We start from the raw sequence: 18,431 nt of genomic DNA on the forward strand, positions 1-18,431 counted from the left end.
AGTCTGAGTTTGGTACAATTCCCCCAGTCCCCAATCCCCAGTTATTTAATTTTGAATTTTGTTAGCGCAGCGTTAGCGAGTCTGCGAGCGTCATTTTGAATTTTGAATTGATTTGTCCCCAGTCCCCAGTCCCCAATGCCTCGTACTCCCACCTTAACGTTTGATCGCGGTACATTAATTTTACATCCACCACCACGAAGTAAAGCTTGGATGGACTATGCCACTTGGGATGATAGGGTGGAAAAATTCCGCATTCCAGGAATAAAATATCGTACTGTAGTGGAAACACTGCAAGCTGAAGACATTTATTTTATTGATGAAGCCAAAGAATTTTACCCTGTAGATTTGGTTGCGAGTTTAGAAATGCAACCCTACCCCCATCAGAGTGAAGCCTTAGCAGCTTGGAAGCTGGCAGGAAGACGGGGGGTTGTGGTGCTACCCACTGCGGCGGGAAAGACTTATTTAGCCCAGATGGCGATGCAGGCGACTCCACGGACAACGTTAATTGTTGTGCCAACCTTGGATTTAATGCACCAGTGGTATGCTCATTTGGTATCGGCGTTTCCTGATGCGGAGGTGGGGTTACTGGGGGGTGGTTCGCGGGATAGGACGGCGATTTTAGTAGCCACCTATGATAGTGCAGCCATTCAAGCCGAAGCTTTGGGGAATAAGTATGCTTTGATTGTATTTGATGAGTGTCATCACTTACCTACAGATTTTAACCGTGTGATTGCCGAATATGCGATCGCACCCTACCGTTTAGGACTATCGGCTACCCCAGAACGCACCGATGGGAAACACGCAGATTTAAATATTTTGATTGGGCCAGAAGTCTATCGCAAACGTGCTGAAGATTTAGCAGGGAAGGCGTTAGCTGAACATGAAATAGTCCAAATTAAGGTGAAGTTATCACAGCATGAGCGCGAAAGATACAACAATTTAATTCAAATTCGCAATGATTTTCTACGCCAAGCTAAGGTTTCCTTGGGGAGTATACAAGGTTGGCAGATGTTTGTGCAGATGAGTGCGCGATCGCAATCTGGGCGTAGAGCTATGTTAGCACACCGGGAAGCGAAAGAAATCGCTCTTGGTACTGATGGCAAGTTACGCATTTTAACTAATTTACTTGCCAAACATTACCCAGAACGATTGTTAATTTTTACTGCTGATAATGCCACGGTTTATAAAATTTCTCAAGATTTATTAATTCCCGCCATTACTCATCAAACACCAGTCAAAGAACGCCATGAAATATTAACTAAATTTCGGGAAGGTGAATATAATACTTTGGTGGCTTCCCATGTATTGAATGAAGGGGTTGATGTTCCGGCTGCTTCTATAGCAATTATTCTATCTGGGACTGGCTCAACTAGAGAATATATTCAACGCTTAGGGAGAATTTTACGCAAAGGAAATACTCCCAATAAACAAGCAATCCTCTATGAAGTAATAGCAGAAGATACGAGCGAAGAAAATACTTCAGCACGACGACGCGGTGAGGATAAAAAAGCGAATTTAAAAGTTGTTTATGGCAGTAATCAAGAAAAGGTTACTAAAGCTGCGGAACAATTAGATATCAATTATGTAGTCGATAATTCATCAGAGAAAAATAACCAGGGAAATGCTACCAACAGACCTACTAAGCCATCGCCTAAACGGAGAAGAAATAATTCCGAAGAGACTGAAGATAGATAATAAGAATTTAGAGTTAGCCAATGAATTAATTAATTGTTTTCAGTCAACATTAGGTAAAACTCAGGGTGAACTTGAGCGTCAACTTTTAGGGTTAGAAGGTGATGCTACAGATTATCGAGTTAAACGGGGGTTAGCTTACATTATTAAAAGCAATTTCTGCACATTTGAAGTAGTCAGTCCCCTAGAACCACCAATGTTAAGAGAACGGGTATTTGCTTTGGCTGCAAAATCTGCGCCTAGTCGCGAATCAACTCAAATCACTTTAGTGAAAATTGCTGATGAATTAAGTCAAGAATTAGAACGAGAAATCTTACCTGAGCAAGTGCGTGATGGTATCTATGCTGATTTGGTGGAAAATAAAATTTTAACCAACTTGGATACACCAACAGGAGTCGATTTAATCAATCGATATAATTTATCTCAAGTGCAAGGGATATTTTATAAAGCTAGTAAGCTAATTTTAAATGCTCATCGCAATGTTCCAGGAGAATATAAGCTGTTATTTCGTTATCTCAAATTGTTTCAACTCATGGCTTATATTGAGGGTGATGCCGACCACGGGTTTACAATTACAGTAGATGGCCCCACCAGTTTATTTACGCCTAGTACGCGTTATGGGTTAGCGATCGCCAAACTAATTCCCGCCTTACTCCATGTTACCAAATGGAGTCTTGCCGCCACATTACAAACCCGTGATGTCTACACAGATACTTGGAGAACAGGCCGATTTACCCTCAATTCAGAATGTGGTTTAGTTTCCCACTACTCTAAAGGTAAACCCTACGATAGTATGCTAGAGGCTTCCTTTGCGGATAAATGGGATGCCTTAAAAACAGACTGGATATTAGAACGCGAAGTAGATTTGATTCCCATTCCTGGAAGTGTGATGATTCCCGATTTTCGGTTAGTGCATCCTGATGGACGGGAATTTTTATTAGAAATCGTTGGTTATTGGCGACCAGAGTATTTACAAAAGAAATTCTACCAGGTGCGGCGTTCTGGTTGTGATAATTTGATTTTGGCTATTTCTGAAAGGTTAAATTTAGAGAAAGCTGGTATTAAGTTAGATGATGTTCCCGCAAGAATTGTGTGGTTTAAAGATAAATTGTTGCCAAAATCTGTGTTAGGAGTTATCGAATAAGGTAAGTTCTAGTAAAATTTTTTTAGATAAGATTAACTTAATTCTAGATAAGATTAACTTATTTGAGATTATTTTGCTGCTATTTACTCCAACGCAAAATATGCCTGTTTTTTTGAACTCACTAAGGTATAATTTGATTATGGCTCGAAATGTTATTCCCAACCCAACCTGTACAACATAGAACTACAGTTGCCGACTCGACGGTAAATATAATTTTGCCTAAATAATAAGTTTAAACGTGATAAACAATGGAAAATGATTCACAGTTGATTCCGGTTTTTGAACAACTATTTAGAGAAAAGTTAAAACTCAACAATTGTAAGGTCAAAAAGAAAAGACAAGAGAATAATTATGAAATTATTACTCCAGCCAAAGACGTTTTTTTGATGTCCTGGTGTGAATTTCCAGAAATTACCTTGGTATATCAGCCTATTGGGGTACGCACACACCAAACTATAGTTTATGAACGCGCTATTCGTTCTCACATTGAGTTTTGTGTGAGCAGTATTAAGGAGAAGGATAAAGCTCTCTCTTAATCACCATTATTTATTGAATAGTAGAATATCTGTGTACCCAAGGGATTGTTCACCGTAGTTTGGGTTTTTATCAATACATTCACCAATCGTGAAGAGTAATATCATCAAGAATCTGAGCCAGTTTTATTGGCTCAGATTTTTTAGAAAGTAGAAATAATTAAAAATTATTCGTACTGACAGCCAATTTGGGATAATTTATATTTTGGTGTTCCCTAACCAAAAATAGTCCCTTATCGCACTCTCGGTATCTCATGAGTTCACAAACTTCTCACTCTGGCAATATTCTAGTTGTTGATGACTCTCCTGATAATGTGTTTTTAATTAAAACCATTTTGGAGGAAGAAGGTTACATAATTAATACCGCCGAAAATGGCTTCTCAGCATTAGCACAACTGCAAGCATTACCTTGTGATTTAGTCCTGTTAGACTTAATGATGCCTGGAATGGATGGTTATGAAGTTACTAGGCGCATTCGGGGGGAAATGCAGTTACCACAATACATTCCCATACTATTAATTACAGCCCACGATACGCCGAATGTGGCGCGAGGATTAGATTTAGGTGCTGATGATTTTATCCGCAAGCCTGTCACAGTCGATGAATTATTAGCTAGAGTGCGATCGCTATTGCGGTTAAAGCATAGCATGGATGAACGGGATGAAATTGCCCGGCAGAGAGAAGATTTTGTCTCTCGTCTTACCCATGACTTGCGTACCCCCCTAGTGGCGGCTGATCGGATGCTGACACTGTTTCAACAGGGTGCATTAGGCACATTATCACCACAAATGCAAGAAGCGATCGTTATTATGGGGCGTAGTAATAGCAATCTGCTGTCGATGGTGAATACCTTATTAGAAGTGTACCGCTTTGAAGCCGGGCGTAAAACTCTGGCGTTTCAACCAGTTGATTTAAGTCGATTACTCAAAGAAGTAGCTGGAGAACTCACACCCTTAGCCCAACCCAAAGGCTTGGTGATCAATCTAGACTTTGATGATACAGCAAACCCCAGTACCATCACAGGCGATCGCTTGGAACTTCATCGTCTATTTACTAACCTTATAGGTAACGCCATTAAATTTACCGAATCTGGTTCAGTAAGTATCCGGCTAAAAAATCCTACTTTGAGTAATAGTTTCCCCACAGATAAAATCACCGATTACATAACTGTAGAAATAGCCGATACAGGCCCAGGTATTCCAGCCACCGAACAAACCATCCTATTTGAAAGATTTCGTCAAGGTAGCCATAAAATCTCCGGTAGTGGCTTGGGTTTGTACCTTTCCCGACGCATTATCGAGGCTCATCACGGCAAGATTATTGCCAATTCTGAATTAGGGAAAGGTAGTGTATTTATTGTGAGTTTACCTATTAAACAGTGATCAATTATAGCAAAATTCAGAAGTTAAAATACTAAGAGATTGCTTGCACTAGCACACTCTACTAAGAGCCAATTTAGGATAATTTATCATCCCACACAACTATTCCCTAAAAAACAAATGATTACATCTGCAAAATCGACAATTCAAGAAATTTTACGCAAGCAAAAAGATTTTTTTCAGACTGGTCAAACCAAAGATGTTGCTTTTCGCCTGGAACAACTCAAGAAACTCAAAGATTTGGTAATTAATCATGAAAAATCAATCATTCAGGCATTAAAAGCCGATTTACACAAGCCAGAATTTGAAACTTACGCTACAGAAATCGGTGTAATTAAAGAAATAAATTATGCCATTAAACATCTCAAAAATTGGGCTAAACCCAAAAAGGCAGCAGTCCCTACAGATTTTTTTAATTACTCGGCACAAATTTATCCAGAACCCCTAGGAATTATTTTAATCATAAGTCCTTGGAATTATCCCTTTCAATTAACGATTTCACCCTTGGTAGGTGCGATCGCTGCTGGTAATTGTACTATTATAAAACCTTCAGAACTTGCTCCCCATACTTCTAATTTATTAGCAGAAATTATTAGTAATGCCTTCCCACAAGAATATATTACCGTAGTAGAAGGTGGTATAGAAACCAGCCAGCAACTACTACAAGAAAAATTTAATCATATCTTCTTTACTGGTGGGACATCTGTAGGACGAATTGTCATGGAGGCAGCAGCCAAACGTTTAACACCAGTTACACTAGAATTAGGTGGTAAAAGTCCATGTATTGTAGATACAGATATTAATATAGAACATACAGCTAGACGGATTATTTGGGGCAAATTTATTAATGCTGGACAAACTTGTATTGCACCTGATTATCTTTTAGTTAATCAAAAAATCAAACAAGATTTAATACCAGCACTCCAAAAAACCATCAAAGAATTTTACGGCGACGAGCCAGCAACCAGTCCTGATTATGCTAGGATAATCAGCCCAAGACATTTTGCACGACTAGCTGAGTTTCTCAAAAATGGTGAAATAATTAGTGGCGCAGACAGTAACCCCGAAGAACTTTATATTGCACCCACATTAATAGATCATGTCTCCTTAGCAGATCCTGTCATGCAGGAAGAGATTTTTGGACCGATTTTACCTATCTTAGAATATACAGATATTACAGAAGCGATCGCCTTAATTAATTCTCAACCAAAACCCCTAGCTTTATACCTATTTTCCCAAAACAAAAAATTGCAAGCACAAATCTTGCAAGAAACTTCTTCCGGTGGCGTATGTATCAACGACACAGTAATGCAAGTAGGCGTTTCATCGTTACCATTTGGTGGTGTAGGAGATAGCGGTATTGGTAGCTATCACGGTAAAGCCAGTTTTGACACCTTTTCACATTACAAAAGTGTCTTAAAAAATTCCTTTTGGCTAGACTTAAATTGGCGATACGCACCCTACAAAGGTAAATTATCTCTTCTCAAGCGAATTATTCGTTAAAAGCCTATAGGTTCATCCGTAGGACAACCCAACAGAGATAACACCTCCCTCTTGCATAAATATTTTTTTGTTTCGCGCATTCACCCTTCTCTGCGAGAGGCTGCGCCAAGGCGTTCCCGCAGGGTAGGCGCATTCGCGGAGCGTCCCGCAGGGAAGACGCAAAGAAGGACACTATAATTATGACTTTTGCAAGAGACTCCACGACCTGCGCTCACAAGGAACAATGAAAATAATGATTTTGCATTGTTTCAGCCTCTATTTTTAAGGCAGGTCTATATTACGAATTACGAATTACGAATTACGAATTACTATACCGTTCTTCAGCCCAAGGTTCACCACGGGTATGGTAGCCGTTGCGTTCCCAAAAACCCAGTTCTTCTTGTTCTAGAAATTCTAAACCATTAATCCATTTAGCACTTTTCCAAGCGTAGATATGGGGTACAACCAACCGCATCGGTCCACCATGTTCTACTGGTAATGCTTCATCAAATAATTTAACGGCGAAAAAATTTTCTTCTCTAACAAAATCCGCCATTGTAATATTAGTAGTGTAGCCCCCATAGCAATGTTCCATCACATGGGCTGCTTTGGGATCTACCTCAATTAAATTCATAAAGTCTCTAACTTTAATTCCCGTCCATTTGACATCAAGTTTAGACCAACGGGTAACACAGTGAAAATCTGCGGTGAACTCGTGTTGAGGTAGATTCATAAAATCTGACCAACTAAACACAGCAGGTTTAGCCAAACCCCAAACCCGAAATTCCCATTCTTCTATGCTAACTTGGGGTGCAGCACCATAGGTTAAAACCGGGAAGCCCTTAGCCAAGTGTTGTCCTGGGGGGACGCGACCACTATTTTCTTGATTTGGTTTCTGAAAAAATTTTCCTAACATAATCCCATCAACATTAATCTTGTTAATAGTTTTTGCACTAATTCACCAATTCTCAGCGTCTCAATTCCACCCAGAAACCAGGTAAATATTAATTTTGTTGAAAATCAAAAAATCAAGAGCTACAGATATTTTACTGTCAATGTGATTATTTGATTTTCAGTCATGGGTAAAAGGTAATGAGTAATTAGGTAAGTCCAATTACTCATTACCAATTTTTTCTTATTCTTCTTCGTCTTCTTCAGCAGTAGGATAGACAAATGTAGAACGTCCCGTCAAAATTGATTTACCCAAGGAAAGAGCTTTTTGTGCTTCAACAACAGCCTTGTGTCTCCAGGTAGCTCGACGTTTATCTCGTTTAGATTTAGATGTTTTCTTCTTAGGAACAGCCATGATAGCCGATATCGCAATTCTTGACAACCTTCCTATTCTAAGCGATCGCTTGGCTAAGTCAAATTAATTAGGGAATTGGGGATTGGGAAAAATTGTTCTTAACCTTTCTCTCTACACCCCTCCGTTCTCTGGTTTCTTGTCTCCTACCTCCGGCGTAGCTGTGGGAATAGTCACTGCGGCGGCGGGACTTGGGGTGGTTTGTGTTTCAAAAAGTAAGAGCGATCGCGCACTTTTAAAATAAGTCGCCCATCGACGAGGATCGGGACGAGTGCGCCATTGTTTGCGGCTGACTTCTAAAGACAAAATTGGCGCGATCGCACCATAACTTTGTACGGATACGATTACGTAAATATCTGTAGCTAAAATATCTTGGTCAAAGCTGCGTTGTGCTGCTGCTCTAGCCGTCATTTCGGCTCTTCTGAGTATGGCTTCGTAGCCTTCATCTGGTAATCGGTCAATAGTCAAGTCTACTCTGGCGGTGTAAGCTCGCACAATCTGGGGTGAAATGGCTTCTGTGCCTATCCATACAGACACAGGCGACAGGAGCAAAAATATTAACGGAAATGTCCGGATTTTTTTGTCAAATTGGCTAATAACTTTAAAGGGAATGATCGATGATAGTTGGTGAACACTTATTTTGGTCATGACTTTATGGCTCGCTGGCAAAGTTCTATATTTTGAATAAGTCGAGAGTTTTTTCAGTTACTTAGGTAATAAAAGTTACATATAATCTGGTGACTCTCATTGAATCACCCAGACTATAAAACATTAGGTTAGCTTTGTTTTTTCAGCAAAGCCAACCGCAATTTTAGGCAACCACACAACAACCTACAAAGGGCGGGATGGCAAACTACTGGGCGATCGCCATAGGCATCAATCAATATCAGTTATTTCAACCTTTAAGTTGCGCTCAAGCTGATGCTGAGTCACTAAAAGATTTTTTAGTTCAACAAGCAGGTTTTTTACATCAACGATGCTTGCTGATGAGTGATACTTCGCCACCGATTGGCGACAGATCCACTTATCCAACCAAAGAAAATATTCTGTTGCTATTGGAAGATTTAGCAGCTGCTTGTTGGCAACCCCAAGACAATATATGGTTATTTTTTAGCGGTTATGGGGTCAACTACGAAGGCAGAGATTACCTGATGCCTGTAGATGCTGATCCCAAACGCGTCCCAGAGACTGGGATAGAATTGCGATCGCTAATGCAGAGTCTGCAACTAGCTAACCTCAATGTCTTGTTGCTGTTTGATATCAACCGCGCTTTTGGTGCGGGTGGGGATACTCCCGTTGGACAAGAAACCCTAGAACTAGCCCAAGAACTACAACTAGCGACAATTTTTTCTTGCCAACCAGAGCAATTTGCCCAAGAAAGTAGAGAACTTGGTCACGGTATATTTACCGCCGCACTGTTAGCAGCTTTGCGTTCTGGTTATGGGATTAGCTTGGCGGATTTAGAAAAACACCTCAGCATTATCACCCCAGAATTATCTCAACACTACTGGCGACCCACCCAAAACCCAGTCGCAGTCATCCCCTCTACACCGCCAGCAATTTTACCGCCAGTTGAAACTACCACCCATACATTACAATTTAGAGCCGCAATTCCTAGTACATTCATTCCCAATACATTAGAACCCACCGCCGCAGAACCAATTATTTTTCCAGAGGAAAATTTTGCTGTAGCACTCGCATCTCCCCCACTAGGAGAATTCTCTTCCCACACTGTCGCTAATTCATATCCTATGAATATCTGGGGAGAAGCTCAAAGTGCAGAAACGGCTATCAAAGATAGATCCCAGCCGTTATCATTTTCCAACTTGACATTCAATGAACAACAATTTTCTCATCTAGATCCTGACTCCAACACTAGGGAACAATATTTCACCCAGTCATCTCCACCACTTCCACCCGATGAAGAGATGGGAGGTAGGTTTATTCCCAACAGTCCCCAACCTTATATTTCTCGCCTACCTGAAAATAAACCGGACTCCTCATTGTGGAGACAGTTTATCGTTTGGGGTGGAGGTACGATGCTTGTAGTAACTTTGATTACGGTAGTTCTGCTACGCAATCAAGCCAGAGTATTGCAAGCCAGAGAAATATCCTCTACATCTGCTAATCATGAGACACCAGTTATCAAAACTGCCTCAAATTCCCAGTCTCCTCCCACAATATTGCCCCTCAACCCACCAAAAAACCAATCAACAGCCCAAATTGCGCCAATTTCTGAATCACAAAAACGCAACCAAGCTTTACTAGACCTAGCCAAGAAGTCCCTCAGACAAACGCAAGCTAGCGACCTCAACTTGGCGATTGCTACCGCGAAGAAAATCAAACCCGGTGAACCCCTCTACGACCAAGCCCAGGAAAACATTAAGATTTGGAGTCGGATGATTTTAGATTTAGCCGAAGGTCGGGCTAAACAAAAACAATACAGCAATGCGATCGCAGCTGCACAATTGATCCCCAAAGACGAGACTCTTTATCCCAAAGCCCAAGCAGCAATCACCCAGTGGCGTACAGAAGCTAAACAATATCTAGCCAACACCACCCTTTTAGAAGCCGCCCAGGCCTTAATCAAGTCAGGACAAGCTTCTACTTACAATCGAGCCATTGAAGTTGCCAAAAAAGTACCAAAAGGACAACCCGGTTACTACTTAGCAAAGAAATCTATTAACCAATGGAGCGAAAATATTTTAGATTTGGCGAAAAGCCGCGCCGAACAAGGTAATTTTCCGGCTGCGATTGAAACAGCCACCTTAGTCCCAGAAGTCACATCTGTCCACGAAGATGCTCAAGAAGCCATCCAAAAATGGCAAGCCAGAAAAACTAAAAATTAGCAACAACAAAGAGTTAGAAGCCGTTTAACTTCTAACTCTTTGTACTCCTAACTCTTCACTCAGCACTCTTTACTCAGCACTAACAATACTGCGTTACATCCTCGCCACACTCATCGGCTAGATAGCACATGGCTCGAAAGCGCAAACTCACCACTTCTTCATATAACGGATTGAGCTTGCATAATGGCGGAATATGAAACAAAGTTTTGCCAAATAAATTAATATCGCGTTCAAAGGGACATTGAGAGGGGATCAGTTGACATAGACGGTGCGCGAATTGGCGATCGCTGATTTTAATGCTGTCTAACCACTGGCGTAGGGGTTGGAGAAGATCCCATCCGGCTAAGGAAGTGGAGTTTTGCAACTGCTGGGGATGAACTTTGCTTACTTCTTGTTGATTTATCCAAACCCAGCTTGCAAGAAAAATCTTTTTTGTGGTATTATCAAATACCTTCATGGTTGTGCCTCTGTGTTAATGAGGGTATTCACCTTTCCGATGAATATATACAGCGTCAAAATTACTGAATCGGGAAAACATCGTCCTGAACAAGATACAATAAGGAATCTGACTAGTCACTGAAGTCAGGACATGATCTATTACTACGTCAAGTTAACCGCAATTTTCCCGGAATGACTAGTGTAGCCTTCCAATCTTATTAGTAACTTGACACAGTTTAAATTCTAATAAAGACATCCGTCTTTGGACGTGTTTTCGAGTAATCTTTACAAAACTTAATATAGAAATTTTTCTTGATAAAGAATATCAGTGATAGACGCATATAGTTCTATCTTGAGTGAGGCTTAATGGTAATACCTGAATAAAGAAAGTGAATATCATCCGATTTGGAGTTTATGGCGTAATAGGTTTAACCTTGGTGTTTACCCTTTGAGTTTGAGTTTGGCGCATTTAAATCCCATTCCTTATTTACTGGCGATCGCAGGTGCAACTAACAACTAACATAGGTTCAGTGGCTACCTTAAGCGGTAATCCTCAAAATATCCTGATTGGCTCATTTTCTGGCATTTCCTACCGAGAATTTCTGCAAGCATTAGCTCCAGTGGCGATCGTCGGCTTGGTAATTCAAGTAGGATTACTGTGGCTACTCTACCCAGACGTGCGCTCATTCAAACCTTGTCAAATCCTACCTACCAGCAAGCAACGAATATTCAAACCTCTATTTAAAAAAACATTAGTCATTACCACCGGCTTACTAATTGCTTTTGCTGTAGGTTTACCCCTAGCACAGTCAGCTTTAATTGCTGCTAGTTTATTGCTAATTACTAGAAGGATTAAACCGCAGCGAATTTTGAAAAAAGTAGATTGGAACTTGTTGGTAATGTTTTCCGGACTGTTTATCTTAACGAAAGCCACACAAAAATTGAACTTACTACAGCCATTTACCCATACAGTTAACTCTGCTGCCAGTTTATTGGGTTTAACGGTTGTTTTATCTAACTTAATTTCTAATGTGCCAGCTGTACTGCTATTACAACCATTAATTACTCAAGATGATACTAAATCTTGGCTGTTGCTGGCTGCCGGTTCAACTTTAGCTGGTAATCTCACTTTATTTGGTGCAGTAGCCAACTTAATTACTGTGGAAGCTGCGGCTGGCTTAGGATACAAACTCACGTTTTGGGAGCATCTCCGTTTTGGCTTGCCACTCACTGTCTTAACTGTCATGATTACTTTTTTGTGGATTAATTAAGCTCTGATTTTGCACCATTCTCAACACAACAAAAACCAGATTGATCAAGCAATAATCAAATGTTTAAGCTTGAATATTTTCCAGAAACCCATTTTTGGACTATTGTTAAAAAATGTAACCAAAAATCAAAATAAACTTCACTAAAATCAGGCGATCGCCATCCGGTAAGTCACCCACTGCGGTAGTCTAGATGAGAGTGAAATGATCGCCTGGTTTGATATATTTTTTTATGACTTCAGTTATTTCGACTGCTAAACGCACAATTCGTATTGGTTCACGCAAAAGTCAACTTGCGCTAGTTCAGACCTATTGGGTAAGAGAGCAACTGCAAAAAAGCTATCCTGACATTGCTTTTGAAGTCCACACCATGTCTACCCAAGGCGACAAAATCCTGGATGTAGCATTAGCCAAAATTGGCGATAAAGGACTATTTACTAAAGAACTGGAAGTGGGAATGATCAATCAAGAGATTGATTTTGCTGTGCATTCCCTCAAGGATTTACCGACTAACTTACCAGAAGGTTTAGCACTAGCAGCGATTACAGAACGAGAAAATCCCGCCGATGCGCTAGTTGTGCATGAAAAATTTAAAGATAAGCAAATTGATACCCTCCCAGTCGGTGCAGTCATTGGTACATCGTCTTTGCGACGTTTGGCGCAATTACGCAACAAATTCCCTCACCTGACATTTAAAGATGTGCGGGGAAATTTGAATACCCGCCTAGCCAAACTTGACGCAGGCGAATATGATGGTTTAATTTTAGCGGCGGCTGGGTTGCAGCGTCTGGGAATGGGCGATCGCGTTCACCAAGTCCTCCCCAAAGAAGTATCACTGCACGCTGTTGGCCAAGGTGCATTAGGGATAGAATGCCGTGCGGATGATACTGAATTAATCTCACTACTCAAAGCAATTGAACACACCGAAACCCGCGATCGCTGTTTAGCAGAACGCTCTTTCTTGCGGAGTTTAGAAGGCGGTTGTCAAGTACCAATTGGGGTAAATACAGAGATAAAGGGCGATAATTTAACACTTACAGGTGTAGTAGCCAGTATAGACGGTCAAAATCTAGTTAATGATACTGTTAGTGGTGCTGCAAGTGATGCCGAAGCTCTAGGTATAGAACTGGCAACACTTTTGCGTCAACAGGGAGCGCAAGAGATTTTAGAGGTCATCTTTGCAGAGATTCAACGTGGTTCTTAAACGATGATGCTCCGAGATGTGTTTAGATCAATGAGTAATTCGTAATTACTTAACTAAAAATTTTAAGAACCGGGGAAATAAAAACTACCATGCGGATTCTATTTGTAGCAGCAGAAGCAGCACCCGTGGCTAAAGTCGGCGGAATGGGTGATGTTGTTGGAGCTTTACCAAAAATCTTGAGAAAAATGGGGCATGATGTGCGAATATTCCTGCCTCATTACGGCTTTCTCCCAGACAAAATGGAGATTCCCAAAGAGCCGATTTGGCGGGGATACGCCATGTTCCAAGATTTTACAGTTCACGAAGCGATTCTGCCTGGTACTGATGTTCCCTTGTACTTATTTGGACATTCTGCCTTCAATACCCGCCGCATTTATGGCGGCGAAGATGAAGACTGGCGGTTCACCTTGTTTGCCAATGGTGCAGCTGAATTTTGCTGGAATTACTGGAAACCAGACATTATCCACTGTCACGATTGGCATACAGGGATGATTCCTGTGTGGATGAACCAGTCTCCAGACATCACTACAGTCTTTACAATTCACAACTTGGCATATCAAGGCCCTTGGCGTTGGTATCTAGAGAAAATTACTTGGTGTCCTTGGTATATGCAAGGACACAACACCTTGGCCGCCGCAGTCCAATTTGCTGACAGGGTAAATACAGTGTCTCCCACCTACGCCGAGCAAATCAAGACTCCGGCTTACGGTGAAACTGTAGAAGGTTTACTGTCCTTCATCAGTGGTAAATTATCTGGGATTGTGAACGGTATAGACACGGAAGTATACGATCCAGCTACAGATAAATATATAGCTCAAACCTTCACTACTGATACCTTAGACCAACGCAAAGCTAACAAAATATCCTTGCAAGAAGAAGTAGGCTTAGAAGTTAACAAAAATGCCTTTTTAATTGGCATGGTAACGCGGTTAGTCGAGCAAAAAGGCTTAGATTTAGTCATCCAAATGTTAGACCGCTTCATGGCCTATACTGATGCTCAGTTCGTTTTGTTAGGAACAGGCGATCGCTACTATGAAACCCAAATGTGGCAATTAGCCTCGCGCTATCCCGGACGCATGGCCACTTACCTGCTATATAACGATCCTCTGTCCCGTCGCATTTACGCCGGTACAGATGCCTTCTTAATGCCTAGCCGTTTTGAACCCTGTGGTATCAGTCAAATGATGGCTTTACGCTACGGTAGCGTCCCCATCGTTCGCCGCACAGGTGGACTAGTTGACACCGTATCCCACCATGACCCCATGAATGATGCTGGTACAGGCTATTGCTTTGACCGCTATGAACCACTAGATTTATTCACCTGTATGATTCGCGCTTGGGAAGGTTTCCGATATAAACCCCAATGGCAAGAACTACAAAAACGTGGCATGAATCAAGACTTCAGCTGGTACAAATCTGGCAAAGAATACGATCGACTATACAGATCAATGTACGGCTTGCCAGAACCAGAAGAAGCGACTTTAGAATCAAAGCTGATATTAACCAATCAATAATTTAGGGGATAGGAGACTCCCTAGATCCTTCAGATCCCCGACTTCTCAAAGAAGTCGGGGATCTTTTCTTTTTCGTAACGAAATGCGATCGCTACAATTTTTCGCTATTTTTGCACAAATTATCGCTCCCTGACACTTTCTCAGCACAATCTCCGTCTATGTAATACGCAGCATCCATAAAAGTAATAAATTTTACGGATTTTATCCTGTTATTTCCAGTGTTATCTTGAACAAACGAATATATACAGACTATTTAAACTATATTTGCAAGGATTAACACTTGTGAGAAAAAATACTATCTTACAAGCCTGTACTTATGGCTTGACGGCATTAATATCATTCAGCACTGTACTCATCACCAATAGCACCGCTTTCACTCAAGTCGCAATTCAACAAACACCTCTAACTGTTGCTAACTTGATTTGGCCAACAAAAGGATATATTTCTCAAGGCTTCCACAAGTATCGACATGAAGGTATTGATATCGCTGCACCATCTGGAACGCCAATTATGGCGGCGGCGGCGGGAACAGTAGTGAAATCAGGATGGGATGAATGGGGATTAGGTAATGCTATAGAAATTAAACATCATAACGGTAGTGTAACAGTGTACGGTCATAACCGTCGTTTATTAGTCAGCAAAGGTCAACCGGTCAAACAAGGCCAAATTATTGCTGAGATGGGATCTACTGGAAATAGCACTGCACCTCACTTACATTTTGAAATTTATCCCAATGGTCGAGTTGCTGCTGATCCTCAGCATTTATTAGGATCTTCTATCGCTAGCGATATTCCCTCACCACAGAGTTATCCATCTGCGGCTGGCGGTTATCAAGTTAATAAACCCCGACCAATTACTACACCCCCAGTAGCACAAGCCGTTTCACCTTCCCAAGCTATACCAATTCCCGTAACTCTTGCACCTGTGACAGATACCAAATGCAATGGTGTCACAGTCTTACAAGGTGAAACCAAAAATACATTCGTCAAAGTCTGCCAAGAAAACAGTCAGTTATTCTATATTGGTCAGTTAAAACAAGACCCTCAACAACCAGTCAAGATACCAGCTTGGAACATTGGTCAAAATCAATATCAAGCAGATAACGGTAGTTTCTCTTACTTAGTCAGTCCAGACAAAGTAGAAGTGTGGCGTAATGGTAGTCAGATTCGTACCGATGTTTTTTTTACTTTTAATAAATGAAAAAAATAGTTTTTTTGTGGTGAGAGGAATTAAGATTTTATGACTTTTGTCTCAATCTAATTAATCTGAAAAAATCCAAGTGTGCAGAGTCCCTCAAGCCAATGATAACACTGAAAATTACTAGCGCGATCGCGAATTGTTTCTGCAAAGATTGTTATAAATTTTCTGATTTCTTGATCATACCAACAATAAAACGCTTTATGATATAGAGTAGTTAAAAATACACAAACTCAATATCGTCTGTACGCTTTTAAACTTTACCAAATATAAGGTGTTCACCAATGGAATATCTCGCTTATTCCTCTATGGTTATTGCCAACGAAGAGGCAAATGGTCAGGCAAAATATATCGACTATGAGTTTCCCAAATTTAATTTAAATTGGCAGAAACTCCTGAAATCTTCGGCTTGGTTGTCTTTAGCAGGCTGCATGGTATTGTTCTCCGCTATTACTCAAACACCAGCAGCTTTAGCCGCTTATGTCAGAACTAACGGCACTTGTCTCAATGTGCGTGTAGATCCCAACCCCAACTCTAAAGTTGTTGATTGTTTGCCTAACGGTACTCAAATTGCAACCACTGGGACAGTAAATGGTTTTGCTCGCCTATCTACCAACAGATATGTATCTGCAAACTGGGTGGGTAGTATGTCTACCACTACTACGACTAGTCCGACCAAACCGATGAATAGTGCCGGTGTTGGTGGACGTGTCACCCTCACTGTTGGCTCTAGAGGTCAAGCTGTGTCAGAAGTGCAGAAAGTTTTAGGGATTAATGCTACAGGTTATTATGGGCCTGTAACTGCTCGACGAGTTAGGGAGTTTCAAGCCAATAATAAATTGCGTGTAGATGGCATAGTCGGACCGCAAACGCGCACTGCTTTATTTAGAACCGCTTCGACACCTACTACAACTATTGCACCCACTGGCGGCCCTATAACGCTGAGTCTTGGCTCTAAAGGTCAGGCTGTATCCGAAGTGCAGAAAGTTCTAGGCATTGAACCAACTGGTTATTACGGCCCTGTAACTGCTCGGCGAGTCAGGGAATTTCAAGCTAATAACGACTTGCGTGTAGACGGCGTAGTTGGCCCTCAAACTCGCAGTGCATTATTGAGAGGATAGTTAAGGAAGGCAGAATAAAGGAAGATACAGTTCTTAACGTTATGGGTGAATAGAGACGTTGCATTGCAACGTCTTAAGTTTTTAGCCCAACCCAAAGTATTTTTGCACAATCTGCAAGATGTATTCTGCTGCATGACCATCCCCAAAGGGATTAATAGCGTTAGCCATCGTTTCATACGCTACTGGGTTACTCAGTAACTCATCGGCAGCAGATGCAATGCTATCACTAGCAGTCCCGACCAGTTTCGCTGTACCCGCAGCCACAGCTTCCGGTCTTTCTGTGGTTTCTCTGAGAACTAAGACTGGTTTTCCTAGACTGGGTGCTTCTTCTTGTAAACCACCGGAGTCAGTGAGCAGAAAATGCGATCGCCCAATTGCTCCTACTAATTCCGCATAATCTAGAGGTTCTGTTAAAAACACTCGCGGATGATTCCCCAATAATGCTTGCAAAGGTTCTCTCACAGTAGGGTTGCGGTGTAAAGGTAACAGCAAAGCCGTATCAGGAAACTTATTTAAGATTTGTAAAAAACCTTGGGCGATCGCTTGTAATGGTTCTCCCCAATTTTCCCGACGATGCACAGTAGCCAGCAAAGTACGGTAGGAATTCCAATCTAAACCAGGCACATTACAAGCCGGTTGAGTTGCAGCCACATTTAACAGCGCATCAATAACTGTATTCCCCGTCAAATTAATTTCACCCAAAACCCCAGAACGCTCTAAGTTTTCCACAGCCAACGCAGTCGGCGCAAAGTGTAACTGGGTAATTTGCGAAATTAACCGCCGATTAGCTTCCTCTGGGTAAGGATTAAATAAATCATCAGTTCTTAAGCCTGCTTCGACATGACCAACAGGAATTTTTTGATAAAACGCTGCTAAAGTTGCGGCAAAAGCTGTAGTCGTGTCACCTTGTACTATGACTAAATCTGGCTTATTTTCCTGGAATAACTTTTCTAAACCTCGCAAACTGCGGCAAGTGATATCACTCAGAGACTGTTGAGGCTGCATAATCTCTAAGTCATAATCTGCCTTCAAGTTGAACAACTGCATCACTTGTTCAACCATCTCCCGATGCTGTCCAGTTAAAATCACCCGCAAATCAAAGTCAGGCGATTTCTGGAAAACCTGAATCACCGGAGCTAATTTAATCGCCTCTGGACGTGTTCCCAAAATAATGTAAATAGATTTTTGATTAGTCATTAGTCAATAGTTATTAGTCAATAGTCATTAGTTAATAATCATTAGTCAATAATCATTAGTCAATAGTTATCGTAAATTCAAGGGTTTAAGACCCCTACGTCTACACGTAG

The 18,431-nt window shown here is 41.2% G+C and carries 15 protein-coding genes and 1 pseudogene; 11 read left to right on the forward strand and 5 right to left on the reverse strand.

Annotation, left to right across the window (positions count from 1 at the left end):
* Positions 1 to 135: 135 nt before the first annotated feature.
* The 5 genes from VB693_RS12805 (at position 136) to VB693_RS12825 (ending at position 6,251) form a co-directional block, all read left to right on the forward strand.
* Positions 136 to 1,695 (forward strand): DEAD/DEAH box helicase family protein, encoded by a 1,560-nt coding sequence (locus VB693_RS12805; RefSeq protein WP_323266609.1) that lies wholly within the window; start codon positions 136 to 138, stop codon positions 1,693 to 1,695.
* On the forward strand, positions 1,622 to 2,836 hold the full coding sequence (locus tag VB693_RS12810; RefSeq protein ID WP_190707864.1) for a DUF790 family protein: 1,215 nt from the start codon (positions 1,622 to 1,624) through the stop codon (positions 2,834 to 2,836). Before VB693_RS12805 ends, VB693_RS12810 begins: the two co-directional genes overlap by 74 nt.
* A gap of 248 nt (positions 2,837 to 3,084) precedes the next feature.
* Positions 3,085 to 3,372 (forward strand): hypothetical protein, encoded by a 288-nt coding sequence (locus VB693_RS12815; protein WP_190707867.1) that lies wholly within the window; start codon positions 3,085 to 3,087, stop codon positions 3,370 to 3,372.
* 251 nt (positions 3,373 to 3,623) lie between these two features.
* Entirely contained in the window at positions 3,624 to 4,751 is a 1,128-nt protein-coding gene (locus VB693_RS12820; RefSeq protein WP_323266610.1) for a response regulator, read from the forward strand.
* 117 nt (positions 4,752 to 4,868) lie between these two features.
* Complete coding sequence (locus VB693_RS12825) at positions 4,869 to 6,251, forward strand: aldehyde dehydrogenase (RefSeq protein ID WP_323266611.1); 1,383 nt, start codon at positions 4,869 to 4,871, stop codon at positions 6,249 to 6,251.
* A 298-nt stretch (positions 6,252 to 6,549) separates the two neighbouring features.
* On the opposite strand, the gene VB693_RS12830 is transcribed toward VB693_RS12825, so the two are convergent.
* From VB693_RS12830 to VB693_RS12840, 3 genes are all read right to left on the reverse strand, one after another.
* Positions 6,550 to 7,146: a sulfite oxidase-like oxidoreductase gene (locus VB693_RS12830; RefSeq protein ID WP_323266612.1), complete on the reverse strand. Its 597-nt coding sequence runs from the start codon at positions 7,144 to 7,146 to the stop codon at positions 6,550 to 6,552.
* A gap of 219 nt (positions 7,147 to 7,365) precedes the next feature.
* Positions 7,366 to 7,536 (reverse strand): 50S ribosomal protein L32, encoded by a 171-nt coding sequence (rpmF, locus tag VB693_RS12835; RefSeq protein WP_190707877.1) that lies wholly within the window; start codon positions 7,534 to 7,536, stop codon positions 7,366 to 7,368.
* 111 nt (positions 7,537 to 7,647) lie between these two features.
* Positions 7,648 to 8,181, reverse strand: coding sequence for a hypothetical protein (locus VB693_RS12840; protein WP_323266613.1), 534 nt, complete (start codon positions 8,179 to 8,181; stop codon positions 7,648 to 7,650).
* A gap of 197 nt (positions 8,182 to 8,378) precedes the next feature.
* Here VB693_RS12840 and VB693_RS12845 point away from each other — a divergent pair, with 197 nt between their 5' ends.
* A complete protein-coding gene (locus VB693_RS12845; protein ID WP_323266614.1) occupies positions 8,379 to 10,382 on the forward strand; it encodes a caspase family protein in 2,004 nt (667 codons plus the stop codon).
* Positions 10,383 to 10,461: 79 nt separating this feature from the next.
* Here the strand turns inward: VB693_RS12845 and VB693_RS12850 are convergent, their stop codons facing one another.
* Positions 10,462 to 10,839, reverse strand: coding sequence for a Mo-dependent nitrogenase C-terminal domain-containing protein (locus VB693_RS12850; RefSeq protein ID WP_323266615.1), 378 nt, complete (start codon positions 10,837 to 10,839; stop codon positions 10,462 to 10,464).
* A 426-nt stretch (positions 10,840 to 11,265) separates the two neighbouring features.
* Here VB693_RS12850 and VB693_RS12855 point away from each other — a divergent pair.
* The 5 genes and pseudogenes from VB693_RS12855 to VB693_RS12875 all read left to right on the forward strand — a co-directional run.
* Positions 11,266 to 12,091, forward strand: a pseudogene (locus VB693_RS12855) (SLC13 family permease); the annotation flags it as partial.
* A 229-nt stretch (positions 12,092 to 12,320) separates the two neighbouring features.
* Complete coding sequence (gene hemC / locus VB693_RS12860) at positions 12,321 to 13,292, forward strand: hydroxymethylbilane synthase (protein ID WP_323266616.1); 972 nt, start codon at positions 12,321 to 12,323, stop codon at positions 13,290 to 13,292.
* A gap of 89 nt (positions 13,293 to 13,381) precedes the next feature.
* Positions 13,382 to 14,806 carry a glycogen synthase GlgA gene (glgA, locus tag VB693_RS12865; protein ID WP_323266617.1) on the forward strand — a complete coding sequence of 475 codons (1,425 nt, stop codon included), beginning with the start codon at positions 13,382 to 13,384 and terminating at the stop codon, positions 14,804 to 14,806.
* Between the two features lie 282 nt (positions 14,807 to 15,088).
* Complete coding sequence (locus VB693_RS12870; RefSeq protein WP_323266618.1) at positions 15,089 to 16,006, forward strand: M23 family metallopeptidase; 918 nt, start codon at positions 15,089 to 15,091, stop codon at positions 16,004 to 16,006.
* A gap of 281 nt (positions 16,007 to 16,287) precedes the next feature.
* On the forward strand, positions 16,288 to 17,124 hold the full coding sequence (locus VB693_RS12875; protein ID WP_323266619.1) for a peptidoglycan-binding protein: 837 nt from the start codon (positions 16,288 to 16,290) through the stop codon (positions 17,122 to 17,124).
* An 81-nt stretch (positions 17,125 to 17,205) separates the two neighbouring features.
* On the opposite strand, the gene wecB is transcribed toward VB693_RS12875, so the two are convergent.
* On the reverse strand, positions 17,206 to 18,321 hold the full coding sequence (gene wecB, locus VB693_RS12880; protein WP_323266620.1) for a non-hydrolyzing UDP-N-acetylglucosamine 2-epimerase: 1,116 nt from the start codon (positions 18,319 to 18,321) through the stop codon (positions 17,206 to 17,208).
* Between the last annotated feature and the right edge of the window lie 110 nt (positions 18,322 to 18,431).

It is taken from the genome of Anabaena sp. UHCC 0399, from assembly GCF_034931465.1.
Lineage (GTDB): Bacteria > Cyanobacteriota > Cyanobacteriia > Cyanobacteriales > Nostocaceae > Trichormus > Trichormus minutissimus.